Below are 14,400 nucleotides of genomic sequence, written 5' to 3' on the forward strand. Positions count from 1 at the left end.
ACGGACGACGAAGCGCGAACGACGGCGCACGACCGGCGGGCACGGGAGAGGGAGGGGTTCGATGGGGCAGGCGGACGAGGGCGCCGGCGCGCACCGGGACTGGGAGGAGCTGGTCACCGCCGCGCTGCTGGGCACCGGGCGGCGGGGCGGCTCACCGGAGGCGCTGCTCGACGCGGCGGCCGTGCAGACGCTGCGGCGCCGCGCCGGACTGCGGCCCGCCGAGGCGGCCCGGCGGCCGGTGCCCGCGGCGCGCGATCCGCGCCCGGCGCCTCCGGAGGCCGCCGGGCGGCGGCTGGCGCAGCTGCTGGCCGGCCGGACGGCGGCGGCCGGCGGCAGCGGACGCCGCGGTGCCGCCCCGGACCTGACGGAGCTGCTCCCGCAGTGGCTGGCCGCCGCCGCGCGGCACGGGTACCGGGCGCCGTCGGCCCTGGTCCCGGCGCTGCTGGACGCGGCCCGGGCCCGGACCGACCTGCGTCCGCAGGCGCTGGCCCTGGCCGGGGCGCGGGGGCTGTGGCTGGCCGGGCTGAACCCGGAGTGGCGGTTCGCCCTGCGCGGCGCGGCGGGCGGCGGCGGGGAGCTGCCCGACCCGGCCGACGCGGAGGCGGTGGCCCGGCTGTGGGAGGAGGGGCTGTTCGCGGAGCGGGTCGCCCTGCTCGGCGCGGTCCGGGCGCACGAGCCGGCGGCGGCGCACCGGCTGCTGGCCACGACCTGGGCCACGGAGCGGGCCGAGGACCGGCTGATGTTCCTCGACTCCCTGCGCTCCGGGCTGTCCGACGGGGACGAGCCGTTCCTGGAGGCGGCGCTGGGCGACCGCAGCCGCAACGTCCGGGCGACCGCCGCCGAACTGCTGTCCGCGTTGCCCGCCTCGGCGCTGGCCGGGCGGATGGCGGAGCGGGCGCTGGCCTGCGTCGGCCCGGAGGCGGTGGTGCCCCCGGCGGAGTGCGACGCGGGCATGCTGCGCGACGGGGTGGTCAAGCGGCCGCCGGCCGGGCGCGGGGAGCGGGCCTGGTGGCTGGGCCAGTTGGTGGAGGCGGCTCCGCTGTCGTGCTGGCGGGACCGCTTCGGCGGGCTCGCGCCGGCGGAGATCGTGGCGCTGCCGGTGGCGGAGGGCTGGGCGGAGGAGATCCACGCGGCCTGGTGCCGGGCGGCGGTGCGCCAGCGCGACCCGCTCTGGTCGAAGGCGCTGCTGGGCCCCGCGTCCGCGCCGCCCGCGGCGGGCCCGGGCACGGCGTCCCTCGCGGAGCGGGCGAAGCTGCTGGAGACGCTGCCCGAGCGGGAGCGGGCCGGGTGGGTCGCGGAGTTCGTGCGCGCCCACGGGCTCTCGGAGGCCTTCCAGCTGCTCGGCGTCTGCCTGGTCCCCTGGACGGGGGAGCTGGGCCGGGCCGTGGTGGACGCGCTGGACGCGGCGCGCGAGGCGGGCAGTTACCCGTGGAGCTTCAGCGGGGTGATGGGCCTGGCCGAGCGCTGCCTCGACCCGGCGGAGGCGGACCGCCTGGAGTCCCTGACGGCCGCCGCCCAGGACCCGCCGGAGACCTCGCCGGGAGCCGCCGCCTACTGGGCGGAGGCCTTCCAGCGGCTGGTGGCCACCCTCCGGCTGCGCGAGGCGATGCTCGCGGAACTGGCCCCGGCCGCCTGAGCGCTGGCGGCGGGGCCGGACGGGGCTTCCCGGGGGCCGGTGTCAGCCCTGGCGGACGTGCGCGTTGACCCAGTCCACGATCGCGGTGGTGGTGGCGCCGGGCGTGAAGATCTCGGCGACGCCCTTCTCCTTGAGCGGGGCGATGTCGTCCTCCGGGATGATCCCGCCGCCGAAGACCTTGATGTCCTCCGCGTCGCGCTCCTTGAGGAGCTCGATGACGCGGACGAAGAGCGTGTTGTGCGCCCCGGAGAGGATCGAGAGGCCGATGGCGTCCGCGTCCTCCTGGATGGCGGTGTCCACGATCTGCTCGGGGGTCTGGTGGAGGCCGGTGTAGATGACCTCCATACCGGCGTCGCGCAGCGCCCGCGCGATCACCTTGGCGCCGCGGTCGTGGCCGTCGAGACCCGGCTTGGCCACCACCACACGGATCGGACCGGTCACACCCATCGCACTGCCTCCCGAGTGAACGAACGTTAAGTACAGCATTGCGCACCGCACCGTTTCACGGTCAACGGGGAGGGGGAAATCACACGTGGGACGCCGTTGATTCACCACCGCCCCGTCGCCCCGCCACCGCGCCGACAGCCGCACGGCACGGTGGCGGGCCGCGCGGCGGTACGGCCCCGTACCCGAATGGTCCAGGGGGAGGCCGTCATGGGGCTGACGATCGCGCCGCTGCCCGTGCCGTGCACGGGCGCCGCACTGCGGGCGGCGGTCCTGGAGGCGGCGGTGCTCGCCGGACACCTCCTGCTCTACCCCACCGGGATGCGGGAGGAGCGCCCGCCGGACCTGCCCGCCGCGCGGACGCCCGGACAGCCGCCGCCGGTGCTGCTCCTGCACGGCTTCACCGACAACCGCTCGGTGTTCGTCCTGCTGCGCCGGGCCCTCGGCGCGGGCGGCCTGCGGCGCGTGGAGACGTACAACCACTCCCCCTTCAGCCGCGACCTGCGCGTGACGGCCCGCCACCTCGCCCGGCGCGTCGAGGAGCTGTGCGAGCGCAGCGGCCGGGATCGGGTGGACCTGATCGGGCACAGCCTCGGCGGGCTGGTCGCGCGGTACTACGTCCAGCGGCTCGGCGGCGACGCGCACGTGCGGACGGTGGTCACCCTGGGGACCCCGCACGGCGGCACCCGGGTCGCGCCCTTCATGGACGCCCACCCCCTGGTCCGCCAGATGCGCCCGGATTCCGAGGTGATGGCCGAGCTGCGCGAGCCCGCGCCCGGCTGCCGGACCCGGTTCGTGGCGTTCTGGAGCGAGTTCGACGCATTGATGGCGCCGACCGGGGCGGCCCGCATCGACCACCCGGACCTGGACGCCACGAACGTGGAGGTCACCGGAATCGGCCACCTCGCCCTCCCCGTCCATCCCGCCGTCATCACGGCCGTCCGGCGTGCCCTGGACGGTCCGCTGCGCGCCGCGGACGGCGCGCCCCGCCCGGCGGAGACCGCCCGCGGGACGGGAACGGGCGGCCGGAGCCTGGTCGTCTGAGGCCGCGCGCACGGCCCGCCGTCCGCGGGCCCGTGCGTACAACACCGGTCGACCACCAGTCGAACGAATTTCGAACTCAAGGCCAAGGCTCGGTCTCGCGACGGCCGAAAGACGGCCGAATGCCCGGTTCCGCTGAGGACGGAGCCGCCGGAAGATTGTCGAGGTGAGTAACCGCCGGGTACAGTCACGCCACTGCTCTCCTCCGGTGAACCTTGAGTTCCCCGGCCACCCAGGCCCCACACTGCCGAGGCGAAAGAGAAGTTGGTGAACGACCGCCCGACGTCGGGCCAGTATCCGGATTACGGGTACGACGGCCTTTCCACCACCACTTTCGCTGGTGACCAGGCATATGCGTCCTTTGAAACGCAGGGCCAGGGGTATCAGTTCGTCACGGACCACGCTGCTTCCGGCAGTTATGGAACGTACGACGCGTACGGGGCGTACCCGTCCGCGGCCGACACCGGCTCGTACGACAGCACCGCGTGGTCCGCTCCGGAGAGTTACCTTTCGAGCGTCCCGGCCCAGACCGTCCCCGAGGACACCACGGGCCAGTACGACGCGAGCGCCTGGAACGCCGCGGCCGCCGAGTACCCGTCGGCCCCCCTGGGCTACGACCACTCCGCCGCGGAGCAGACCGGCCACTGGACCCTCCCCGGCTACGGGCAGGAAACCGGCACGTACGACGCCACCGCCTGGAACGGCGGCGCGGCCGACGCGACCGCGGCCACCGGCTACGAGGCCACGACCGTCGTCCCCGTGTTCACGGAGACCGCGGACACCGACCCGTACGCCGACGACGAGACCTCCGTCTTCGAGCCCGTCTCCGTCACGGCCGGGGACGAGCCGGATTTCCCGGACGGCACCGTGCACGACATGGCCACGCAGGCCATGCCGGTCACCCCGTCCGCCACCGCTTCCGCCCCCGGCTCCCGGGCCGGCCGCAGGGCCGGCGGCAAGGCCGGGTCGGGCCGGGGCAACGCGGCCAAGGGCGGCACCGGCGCGGCCGCCGGCAGCCGCCGGCGCAGCCCGGCCAAGCGGTCCGCCCTGCTGACGGTGGCCGTGCCCTCCGCATGCGTGATGGGCGTCGCGGGCGTGGCAGCCGCCTCCGTCGGCGGACTCACCGGTGGCGACAAGCCGTCCGAGGAGACCACCACGATGGCCGCCCCGGACCCGTCCTCGGTGAAGCCGGTCGAGGCGAACAACAAGCTCGACACGCAGCTGGCGGCGCTCAGCGCCGACGCGGGCGACTTCGCGGACCGCGCGAGCCGCACCCAGGAGCGCATCGACCTCAAGCAGCGCCAGGAAGACGAGAAGAAGAAGCGGGCCGAGGAAGCCGCGGCCAAGGAAGCGGCCCGGCCCAAGTTCGCGGTGCCCGTCGCCCAGCACGGCCTGAGCGCCAGCTTCGGCCAGGCCGGCGGCATGTGGATGTCGGTGCACACCGGCATCGACTTCCCCGTCGGCTACGGCACTCCCGTCATGGCGGCCACCGACGGCACCGTGCGCACCCAGTGGAACAGCGCCTACGGCAACATGGCCATAGTGACCTCCCCCGACGGCACCGAGACCTGGTACTGCCACCTCGGCAGCACCAAGATCCGGTCCGGCAAGGTCAAGGCCGGCGACGTCATCGCGTACTCCGGCAACTCGGGCAACTCCACCGGCCCGCACCTCCACTTCGAGGTACGGCCCGGCGGCGGGTCCGCGGTCGACCCCGCGGCCTGGCTGCGCAGCCACGGCCTGGACCCGAGCTGATCCGACGGCGGTGAACGCCGGGGCCCGAAGGCCCCGGCCGCCGGACCCGTCCCGCGACTCCTACAGCTTCTGCACCGGCGCGTAGCGCAGCAGCAGCCGCTTCGGCTTGGCGTCCCCGAAGTCGATGGTGGCCTGCGCGTCCGCGCCGGCGCCCCGGACCTCCATGACGGTGCCCAGCCCGAACTGGTCGTGGGTGACCCGGTCCCCGACGGACAGCGCGACGACCGGCTTGTCGGCGGCCCGGCGCGTGGCGAACCCCGACGGGCCCGACTTGGTCCGCGACGAGGACAGGAACGCCTCGGGCGAGGTCCCGAAGGAGGCCTTGCCGGAGGACGAGCCGTACCCGGACCCGCGCACCGGACCCGCGGGCTTCTGCGCGGCGCCCGTGCGCTTCCACTGGAGGTACTCGGCCGGGATCTCCTCCAGGAACCGCGAGGGCGGGTTGTACGAGGGCGTCCCCCACGCGCTGCGCATGCCGGAACGGGTCAGGTACAGCCGCTCGCGGGCCCGGGTGATGCCCACGTAGGCGAGGCGGCGCTCCTCCTCCAGTTCCTTGGTCTGCCCGAGCGCGCGCATGTGCGGGAAGACCCCGTCCTCCATGCCGGTCAGGAAGACCACCGGGAACTCCAGGCCCTTGGCGGTGTGCAGGGTCATCAGCGTGATGACGCCCGAGCCGTCGGTGTCCTCGTCCGGGATCTGGTCGGAGTCGGCGACGAGCGCGACCTGCTCCAGGAACTCGGCGAGGGTGCCGGACCCGGGAGCCGGGGCGCCGGTCTCGGCGGCCTCGGTCGCCGCGGCCTCCCGGGCCTGCTCGAACTCCAGGGCCACGGCCGCGAGCTCCTGGAGGTTCTCGATCCGGGTCTCGTCCTGCGGGTCGGTCGAGGCCTGGAGCTCGGCGAGGTACCCGGTGCGCTCCAGCACCGCCTCCAGCACCACGGCGGGGCCCGCGCCGGAGTCCGCGATCGTACGCAGCTCCTCCATCAGCACGTTGAACCGCTTGACGGCGTTGGTGGAGCGGGCGGCCATGCCGAAGGCCTCGTCGACGCGGCGCAGGGCCTGCGGGAAGGTGATCTTCTCGCGCAGCGCGAGGGCGTCGATCATCGCCTCGGCGCGCTCGCCGATGCCGCGCTTGGGCACGTTCAGGATCCGGCGGAGCGGGACGTTGTCCTCGGGGTTGGCGAGGACGCGCAGGTAGGCCAGGACGTCCCGGACCTCCTTGCGCTCGTAGAAGCGGACGCCGCCGACGACCTTGTACGGGAGTCCGACGCGGATGAAGATCTCCTCGAACACGCGGGACTGCGCGTTGGTCCGGTAGAAGATCGCGACGTCGCCGGCCTTGGCGTCGCCGGCGTCCGTGAGCCGGTCGATCTCGTCGGCGACGAACTGGGCCTCGTCGTGCTCGGTGTCGGCGACGTAGCCGGTGATCACGGCGCCCGTGCCGGCCTGGGTCCACAGGTTCTTGGCGCGGCGGTTCTCGTTGCGCTCGATGACCGCGTTGGCCGCCGACAGGATCGTCTGCGTGGAGCGGTAGTTCTGCTCGAGCAGGATCGTCGTCGCGTCCTTGTAGTCCTCCTCGAACTGGAGGATGTTGCGGATCGTCGCGCCGCGGAAGGCGTAGATCGACTGGTCGGCGTCACCCACCACGCACAGCTCGGCGGGCGGCAGGTCCGGGTAGCCGGGGCCGACGAGCTCGCGCACCAGCGTGTACTGGGCGTGGTTGGTGTCCTGGTACTCGTCGACCAGGACGTGGCGGAAGCGGCGCCGGTAGTGCTCGGCCACGTCCGGGAAGGCCTGGAGGAGGTGGACCGTGGTCATGATGATGTCGTCGAAGTCGAGGGCGTTGGCCTCGCGCAGCCGCCCCTGGTACATCGCGTACGCCTGGGCGAGGGTCTTCTCGAACCCGTCGGCGGCCTGGGCGGCGAAGGCGTCCTCGTCGATCAGCTCGTTCTTGAGGTTCGAGATCTTGGCGTTGAAGGACTTGGGCGGGAACTTCTTCGGGTCCAGGTCCAGGTCCCGGCAGACGAGCGCCATCAGGCGCTTCGAGTCGGCCGCGTCGTAGATCGAGAACGACGAGGTGAAGCCGAGCCGCTTCGACTCGCGGCGCAGGATGCGCACGCAGGCGCTGTGGAAGGTGGACACCCACATGGCGTTCGCGCGCGGGCCGACCAGGCCCTCGACGCGTTCCTTCATCTCGCCGGCGGCCTTGTTGGTGAAGGTGATCGCCAGGATCTGGCCCGGGTGGACGTTCCGCGCGGACAGCAGGTGGCCGATGCGGTGGGTGAGCACCCGGGTCTTGCCGGAGCCGGCGCCGGCCACGATGAGCAGCGGCGAGCCCGCGTGGACCACGGCGGCGGCCTGCTGCTCGTTCAGCCCGTCCAGGAGCGTCGCCGGGTCGATGACGGGGCGCGGGGCGCCGTCCCGGTAGTAGGCGTCCCCGCTCATGGGCAGGTCGAAGGCGCCCCCGAAGAGGTCGTCCGTGCCGGGCTCCGGCTCGGGGTGCTCCTCGGGCGGCGGCGGGACCTCGTCGGAGGGGGTGAGGTCGGCCAGGAAGCTGTCGTCAAAGAGGCTGCTCATCGCCTTCCGAGTTTAGGGGCCCGGACCGACAGCCGGTCCCGCCCCCGGAAAATCGTGGGCGGAGGGCGCCCCGTACCCTCGGCGCCATGACCGTTCTGACCAACATCTTCGTCGGCCTGCACATCATCGGCATCGCCTCCCTCCTCGGCGGGTTCCTGACCCAGATGAAGGCGATGGGCGCCGGTACGGCACGTTTCGTGCCCGCGATGCTGCACGGCGCACTGACCATGCTCGTCACCGGCGTGCTGCTGGTGGGCTTCCGCGAGATGGGCGACGGTGCCCCGCTCGACCACGTCAAGATAGGCGTGAAGCTGGCGATCCTGTTCGTGATCCTGGCGCTCGTCTACGTCAAGCGGGACGAGGAGCACGTGGAGAAGGGGCTCTTCGCGGCGGTGGGCGGCCTGACCGTCGCCAACATCTTTATCGCCGTCCTCTGGCACTGACCGGTCAGGCAAGATCCAACCCCGGTCGGAGCAGGCCAGTTCCGATCAACCGTCATCTGCCCGTTACCTCCGGGCCTAGCGTCCTCCCCCGAGACCTCCCCCAGACCTGCGGGACGAGCGGAAGGACGTGAGGCCCCCGTGGCCAGTCATCGAAAGCCCAGGCAGCGCCCGTTCTCCGGCGGCACCGTACGCACGGCCGCCACCCTCGCCCTCGCGGGCGCTGCCACCGCCACCGCCTTCGAAGGCACCTCGCACGCCGACCCCCAGCAGAGCCCCGCCCAGGTCAAGGCGGAGGTCGACCGGCTCTACGGGGAGGCCGAGGCGGCGACGGAGAAGTACAACGGGGCGAAGGCGAGGTCCGAGGAGGCCGAGCGGGCACTGACCGGCCTGCGCGAGGAGACCGCCCGCAAGACCGACCGGCTGAACACGGCCCGCAGCGCCCTCGGCTCGCTCGCCGCCTCCCAGTACCGCAGCGGCGGCCTGGGCCCGGCCCTCCAGCTGGCCATGGCCGCCGACCCGCAGGAGTACCTGGACCGGGCCGGCATGCTCACCCGGGCCGGCGACCGGACCGCCGCCGAGGTCGCCGCCGTCAAGCGCGGCCTCGACGAGGTCGGGCGGCTGCGCGACCAGGCCGCCGGCCGGCTCGCGGACCTGCGCGACCGCCAGCACGAGCTCGCCGAGCAGAAGACCGTCGTCGAGGACCGGCTCGCCACCGCCCGGCAGCTGCTGGCCCGGCTCACCGCCGAGGAGCGGGCCGCGTACGAGGCGCAGACGGGCACCGCCGCCGCCGTCGGGACCGACCCGGCGGGCGGCCCCCACACCCCGCCCCCGGCGACCGACGGCTCGCGCGCCGCCCGCGCGGTGGCCTTCGCGTACGGGGCGATCGGCAAGCCGTACGTCTGGGGCGCGACGGGACCGGGCTCGTACGACTGCTCCGGGCTGACCCAGGCGGCGTGGCGCGCGGCCGGGGTGTCCCTGCCCCGCACCACCTACACCCAGATCAACGCGGGCCGGCGGGTCTCCCGGGACCAGCTGGCCCCCGGGGACCTGGTCTTCTTCTACTCGGGGGTCACCCACGTCGGCATGTACGTCGGCAACGGCCAGATGATCCACGCCCCGCGCCCGGGCTCCACGGTCCGGCTGGCGCCGGTGGACTCCATGCCCTGGGCCGGCGCCTCCCGCCCCGCGTAGGGTCCGCCGCTACGGCGTCTTGACCTGCTGGCTGAGCCAGCCGAAGGTCTGCGGGAGCTGCTTCGACCACGCCTCCAGGTTGTGCCCGCCGGTGATCTTCTCGGCGTGCACGGTGGTGGGGTTCTGCGCGAGGGCCTTCAGGTCGGTCCCGGACAGGTAGCCGTCGTGCTCGGCGCCCGACATCCACAGCGCGACCGCCGGGGGCGCGGGCTGCGCCTTGAGCAGCTCCTTGAGGTTGTGGGTGCGGCGCAGCTCCGGGTCCTTGGCCACCAGCGAGCTGGGCTCCTGCCCGGGGTCGTTGTAGCCGGAGAGGGAGACGGCGGCGCTGTAGCGGTCGGGGTGCAGGATCGCCAGCTTGGCGGCGCAGTACGCGCCCGCCGAGTAGCCGGCCACGCCCCAGGTGCGGGCCTCGTCGGAGGCCCGGAAGTTGTCGGTGACCATCTTGCGGACGTCGACGCTGAACCAGCTGTCGGCGTTGACCTTGCCGGGGATGTTGGCGCAGCCGGTGTCGCCGTTGCCGAGCAGCATGGCGCGCGGGGAGACCAGGATGAAGGGCTGGACCTTGCCCTCCTTCATCAGCGGCTCCAGCACCTCGTGCGCCTTGAGGCCCTGGAACCAGGACTTGCCGGTGCCGGGTATGCCCGGGATCAGCTCGACCACGGGGAACTTCTTGTCCTTGTGGGCGGGGTCGTCGTACTGCGGCGGCAGCCACACCATGACGTCGCCCTTGACGCCGGAGATCTTCCCGTCGAGCTCGGTCTTCTTCACCCGCCCGCCGAGGCCCTCGACCGGGGTGAACTCCTGCCGGACCTTGGGCTCCTCCTTGACCTCCTCGGCCTTCTTCCCGCCCATTCCGTCGGGGCCGAGGTCGGGGGCGGCCTGGACGTACTGGCCGGTGCCCATGAGGTCGGCCCAGGAGACGTAGAAGTTCATCTCCCGGTTGAGCCCGAGGAAGACCAGGGCGACGGCGGTGACCTGGGCGAACAGCACCATCAGCGCGCGGGTGGCGACGCGGGCGGCGGCGGGGCCGCGCACCTTGCTCCACACGGCCAGCGGCAGCACGACGGCGGACACGGTCAGGGCGACCGCCGTCGCGAAGAGGGGGGTCCCGGTCAGGCTCATCACGCCACCCAAGACCCGCCGCGGTGCCTTCCGGTTGCCCTGCCCGACTGCGGCGTGGATCACACCCCGGGGCCCTGCCCCGGGGCGTCACCCCCGGTTCATCCGCAGGTCAGACCAGTCGGCGGGCCGTCGCCCAGCGGGTCAGCTCGTGCCGGTTGGAGAGCTGGAGCTTGCGGAGCACCGCCGAGACGTGGGACTCCACCGTCTTCACCGAGATGAACAGCTGCTTGGCGATCTCCTTGTACGCGTACCCGCGCGCGATCAGCCGCAGCACCTCCCGCTCGCGCTGGGTGAGCCGGTCGAGGTCCTCGTCCACCGGCGGGGCGTCCGTCGAGGCGAAGGCGTCGAGCACGAAGCCGGCCAGGCGGGGCGAGAACACCGCGTCCCCGTCCTGCACGCGGAAGACGGAGTCCACCAGGTCGGTGCCGGTGATGGTCTTGGTGACGTAGCCGCGGGCGCCGCCGCGGATGACGCCGATGACGTCCTCGGCGGCGTCCGACACCGACAGCGCCAGGAACCGCACCGGGTTCTCGGCGGCCGCCATCAGCGGGGCGCAGCGCCGCAGCACCTCGACGCCGCCGCCGCCGGGCAGGTGCACGTCGAGGAGGACCACCTCGGGGCGGGTGGCGGTGATGACGGTGACGGCCTGGTCCACGTCGGCGGCCTCGCCGACGACCTCGACGCCGGTCCGGGCGGTCTCGCCGATCTCGGCCTGGACGCCCGTGCGGAACATCCGGTGGTCGTCGACGAGGACCACCCGGACCCTCCTGTCCGCGCCGCCGGTGGTCGCGTTGTCCTCGGTCATGCTGTCTTCGCCGCCCTCTCCATCTCCAGCTCCACTACCGTGCCGCCGTCGGGCGCGGACCGCAGCACCGCGGTCCCCCCGTTGCGCTGCATCCGGCCGATGATCGATTCTCGTACGCCCATGCGGTCGTCCGGTACCGCTTCCATGTCGAAGCCCGGTCCGCGGTCCCGCACGGACACGAACACCGTCTGTCCCTCGACCTCCGCGTACACCTGCACGGGACCCTCGCCACCGTACTTGGCCGCGTTGACCATCGCCTCGCGCGCGGCCTGGACCTGGGCGCCGAGGCCCTCGTCGAGCGGGCAGTCGCCGACGACGACGACCTCGATCGGGACGCCGTGGTGGTCCTCCACGTCGGCGGCGGTCTTCTTCACGGCATCGGCCAGCGTGGCCGGCTCCTCGGCCTCGTCCTTGCCGGTGCCCTCCGGCTTGTACAGCCAGTTCCGCAGCTCCCGCTCCTGGGCGCGGGCGAGCCGGCGCACCTCGCCGACGTCCTCGGCGTTGCGCTGGATCAGGGTGAGGGTGTGCAGCACCGAGTCGTGGACGTGGGCGGCGACCTCGGCGCGCTCCTGGGCGCGGATGCGCATCAGGCGCTCCTCGGAGAGGTCCTGGGTCATCCGGATCAGCCAGGGTCCGGCGAGCAGGGCTATGCCGACGAGGACGGCGAGGACCGCGGTGAGGAGGTTGCCGAGCTGGGCCGCGGAGCCCCGTACGACGATGAACACGGTCAGGCCCACGCCGACGAGGACGACGCCGGCGAGCGCGCGGGCCGCCTGGAACAGGCGCTTCTGCCGGTCCCCGGCGGAGCTCCAGTGGGCGCGGCGGGCGTTGTCGGCCTGCCGCCAGACGAGGACGACGCCCGCCCCGACGAGCAGGGTGGGCCAGATGTAGCGGCCGTTCTCCCCGCCGAAGCGCAGCTGCGAGAAGAAGATGACCGCCCCGACGGCCAGCGCGATCAGGCCGGAGACCGCTCCCTTGTCGGGCTTGCGCACCCGGCGGGTGCCGTCGGCGAGGGTCTCGAAGAAGGAGTGGTGCCCGGTCTTGCCGCCCTGGCCGAGCGGTACGAACACCCAGAACGCCGCGTAGAGCAGTACGCCGAGCCCGTCCCCGAACATGAACATGCCGAGGAAGGCGAGGCGGACCCAGATCACGGGCAGCCCGAGGTGGCCGGCGAGGCCGCGCGCGACCCCGCCGAGCATCCGGCCGTCGGCGCTGCGGTAGAGCTTGCGCTGCGGGACGTCCTCCGGGTCGGGTGCGTGCGGTACGCGGGGAGCGGCGGCTACGGGCATGCCACCAAGGGTCACACGCCCGGACGCGGACCGGCATCAGGGCATCCCCCCAGTTCGGTAGGGGGGATATCAGGGTTGCGCCAGGGTAGGACCCGGTGCCGGGCGGCCGCACCGGCCGTCACCATGGACGCATGACCGACGTACGAGACGCCCCGCCCGGGGATCCCGGGGCACCGGCCCCCGCCGAGCGGCCGCCCCTGCGCCGCAGCAAGCGCGACAAGGTCCTCGCGGGCGTGTGCGGCGGCCTGGGCCGGCACTTCGACCTGGACCCGGTGGTGTTCCGGATCGTCCTCGGGGTGCTCGCCGTCACCGGCGGCGTCGGCCTGATCTTCTACGGCTTCGCCTGGCTGCTGGTCCCCCTGGAGGGCGAGGAGGACAGCGAGGGCAAGCGGCTGCTGACCGGCCGCGTCGAGGGCGCCACCCTGGCCGCCGTGTTCAGCGCCCTGGTGGGCTGCGCGCTGTTCCTGTCGATGCTGGACAACGGGGTGATGGGGGCCTTCTCCGTCCTGGTCATCCTGGCCCTCGGCGGCGCCGCCTACTGGTCCCGGCGCCACCGCGGCGCCGCCGCCCCCGAGGTGCGGGCCCCGGCCGCGCACCGCCCGGCGCCGCCCGAGACGCAGGCGCCGCCGGTGCCGGGCAGCCCCTCCTGGTGGCGGGACCCGCTGGTCAAGGACGGCACCACTGGCCCGGTCGGCTCGGCCGGCTACCTCTGGGGCCCCGACGACGGCGACCCCGGCCGGGACCGGCCGGGCCCCGCCCCGGAGAAGCCCCGCCGCGGGGCGCCCGCACGGCCGCGCGGGGGCATCGGCGGCCGGGTGTTCGTCCTGGCCCTGCTCGCGGGGGGCGTCGGCACCGCTTCGGTGTGGGAGGAGGGCACCCTCGGGCACGCCCTCCAAGTCGGCCTGGCCTGCGCGCTCGCCGTCTTCGGGCTGGGTCTGGCCGTCAGCTCCGTCAAGGGCCGCACCGGCTTCGGCACGGTCCTGCTCGGCCTGCTCACCGCCGTGCTGCTCGCCGGTGCGGTGGCCATGCCGCGCGAGATCGGCACCGACTGGCGGAACACGGCCTGGCGCCCGGCGGCGGTGGCCGACGTACGCCCCTCCTACGCGGCGGAGACGGGGCTGGCCACCCTGGACCTGAGCCGCCTGGACGTGCCCAAGGGCGCGACCGTGTCCGTCCGCGCCTCCATCGAGGCGGGCCGGCTGAAGGTGGTCCTCCCCCGGGAGGTCACCGCGAAGGCCGACGTGTCGATCCGGATCGGCGACATCGAGCTGCCCGGGGACACCGGCCCCGGCATCCGGATCAGGAGCGAGGGGGAGACCCGGCGGGCGACCCTGCCCCCGGCCGTCGGCACCGAGGCCGGCGGGACGATCGAGCTGCGTCTGGAAGCGGGCGTGGGACAGGTGGAGGTGGCCCGTGCGGCGTCATGAGTTCCAGCCGGGACGGCTGCTGGCGGGGCTGGTCCTGACCGCCGCGGGCGTGCTCTACCTGCTCGACGCGGCCGGCGAGACGGACGTGCCGTGGTTCCTGGTGGTCCCGTTCGCGGTGGGCGGGCTGGTGCTGTCCGCCCTGGTCGGGATGGTCACGTACGCCGTGCGCCGCGATCAGCGCGACCGGATCATCGAGTCGAAGGACCAGTAGGGCGCCCCCGCGAGGACCAGCGGGGTCCAGGCCATCAGGTACGCCAGGTCGTTGCCGTAGTAGTACGGGGTCACGGCCCAGGAGACGGTGAGCCACAGGCTGAGCGAGATCAGCAGGCCGCCGGCGGCGGCGACCCGGGTCAGCACCCCGGCGAGCACGCCGAGGCCGACGAGGAGCTCCCCGATGGCGATGGCGACGCCGAAGCCGACGGGGGCCTTCAGGGCCAGGTCCACCAGGGCGGGGATCGCGGAGGTGTCGCGCACCCCGCGCATCATCTCGCCGACCGAGCCGCTGCCGGTCTCCGCGAGGAAGCCCGCGGCCGTCAGCTTGTCGATGCCTGCGTAGACGAAGGTCACGCCGAGGAAGATCCGCAGCGGGAAGAGCGCGTAGCGGGTGGCCAGCTCCTTGAGCGGGGTGGTCGTCCGCTGCCCGGATGGGGCGTCAGTTCGGGTCACGCCCCCA

General features: G+C 73.7%; 13 protein-coding genes. 7 read left to right on the forward strand and 6 right to left on the reverse strand.

All coding sequences use genetic code 11. The features are described 5' to 3' along the window. Window positions 1-61 precede the first annotated feature (61 nt). Window positions 62-1,636 (forward strand): DUF5691 domain-containing protein, encoded by a 1,575-nt coding sequence (locus ACIPW5_RS20950; RefSeq protein WP_401246886.1) that lies wholly within the window; start codon window positions 62-64, stop codon window positions 1,634-1,636. Window positions 1,637-1,678: 42 nt separating this feature from the next. On the opposite strand, the gene ACIPW5_RS20955 is transcribed toward ACIPW5_RS20950, so the two are convergent. After that, window positions 1,679-2,083 carry a cobalamin B12-binding domain-containing protein gene (locus ACIPW5_RS20955; RefSeq protein ID WP_125595885.1) on the reverse strand — a complete coding sequence of 135 codons (405 nt, stop codon included), beginning with the start codon at window positions 2,081-2,083 and terminating at the stop codon, window positions 1,679-1,681. Between the two features lie 207 nt (window positions 2,084-2,290). Between ACIPW5_RS20955 and ACIPW5_RS20960 the strand changes: the two genes are divergently transcribed. Together ACIPW5_RS20960 and ACIPW5_RS20965 are read left to right on the forward strand one after the other, a co-directional pair. Further along, entirely contained in the window at window positions 2,291-3,124 is an 834-nt protein-coding gene (locus ACIPW5_RS20960; protein WP_401246889.1) for an esterase/lipase family protein, read from the forward strand. 261 nt (window positions 3,125-3,385) lie between these two features. After that, window positions 3,386-4,876 carry a M23 family metallopeptidase gene (locus ACIPW5_RS20965; protein WP_401246892.1) on the forward strand — a complete coding sequence of 497 codons (1,491 nt, stop codon included), beginning with the start codon at window positions 3,386-3,388 and terminating at the stop codon, window positions 4,874-4,876. Window positions 4,877-4,936: 60 nt separating this feature from the next. Here the strand turns inward: ACIPW5_RS20965 and pcrA are convergent, their stop codons facing one another. Further along, the gene (gene pcrA / locus ACIPW5_RS20970; protein ID WP_401246895.1) at window positions 4,937-7,450 is read right to left on the reverse strand and encodes a DNA helicase PcrA; all 2,514 of its coding nucleotides are present in this window, start codon (window positions 7,448-7,450) and stop codon (window positions 4,937-4,939) included. A gap of 86 nt (window positions 7,451-7,536) precedes the next feature. Here pcrA and ACIPW5_RS20975 point away from each other — a divergent pair, with 86 nt between their 5' ends. Both ACIPW5_RS20975 and ACIPW5_RS20980 read left to right on the forward strand, forming a co-directional pair. Beyond that, window positions 7,537-7,893, forward strand: coding sequence for a hypothetical protein (locus tag ACIPW5_RS20975; RefSeq protein WP_401246898.1), 357 nt, complete (start codon window positions 7,537-7,539; stop codon window positions 7,891-7,893). Window positions 7,894-8,031: 138 nt separating this feature from the next. Next, window positions 8,032-9,084, forward strand: coding sequence for an NlpC/P60 family protein (locus ACIPW5_RS20980; protein WP_401246901.1), 1,053 nt, complete (start codon window positions 8,032-8,034; stop codon window positions 9,082-9,084). 9 nt (window positions 9,085-9,093) lie between these two features. On the opposite strand, the gene ACIPW5_RS20985 is transcribed toward ACIPW5_RS20980, so the two are convergent. The 3 genes from ACIPW5_RS20985 to ACIPW5_RS20995 form a co-directional block, all read right to left on the reverse strand. Then, window positions 9,094-10,206 carry an alpha/beta hydrolase-fold protein gene (locus ACIPW5_RS20985; RefSeq protein WP_401246904.1) on the reverse strand — a complete coding sequence of 371 codons (1,113 nt, stop codon included), beginning with the start codon at window positions 10,204-10,206 and terminating at the stop codon, window positions 9,094-9,096. Between the two features lie 109 nt (window positions 10,207-10,315). Next, a complete protein-coding gene (locus ACIPW5_RS20990) occupies window positions 10,316-11,011 on the reverse strand; it encodes a LuxR C-terminal-related transcriptional regulator (protein WP_401246907.1) in 696 nt (231 codons plus the stop codon). Next, entirely contained in the window at window positions 11,008-12,300 is a 1,293-nt protein-coding gene (locus ACIPW5_RS20995; RefSeq protein ID WP_401246910.1) for a PspC domain-containing protein, read from the reverse strand. Before ACIPW5_RS20995 ends, ACIPW5_RS20990 begins: the two co-directional genes overlap by 4 nt. A gap of 131 nt (window positions 12,301-12,431) precedes the next feature. Between ACIPW5_RS20995 and ACIPW5_RS21000 the strand changes: the two genes are divergently transcribed. Further along, window positions 12,432-13,727, forward strand: coding sequence for a PspC domain-containing protein (locus ACIPW5_RS21000; protein ID WP_401246913.1), 1,296 nt, complete (start codon window positions 12,432-12,434; stop codon window positions 13,725-13,727). Further along, complete coding sequence (locus ACIPW5_RS21005) at window positions 13,714-13,938, forward strand: hypothetical protein (protein WP_125595861.1); 225 nt, start codon at window positions 13,714-13,716, stop codon at window positions 13,936-13,938. Before ACIPW5_RS21000 ends, ACIPW5_RS21005 begins: the two co-directional genes overlap by 14 nt. Here ACIPW5_RS21005 and ACIPW5_RS21010 read toward each other — a convergent pair. Further along, on the reverse strand, window positions 13,902-14,393 hold the full coding sequence (locus ACIPW5_RS21010) for a DoxX family protein (RefSeq protein ID WP_401246916.1): 492 nt from the start codon (window positions 14,391-14,393) through the stop codon (window positions 13,902-13,904). The genes ACIPW5_RS21005 and ACIPW5_RS21010 overlap by 37 nt on opposite strands. Window positions 14,394-14,400 lie beyond the last annotated feature (7 nt).

The organism is Streptomyces sp. NPDC090077 (genome assembly GCF_044747545.1).
Taxonomy (GTDB): Bacteria; Actinomycetota; Actinomycetes; order Streptomycetales; family Streptomycetaceae; genus Streptomyces.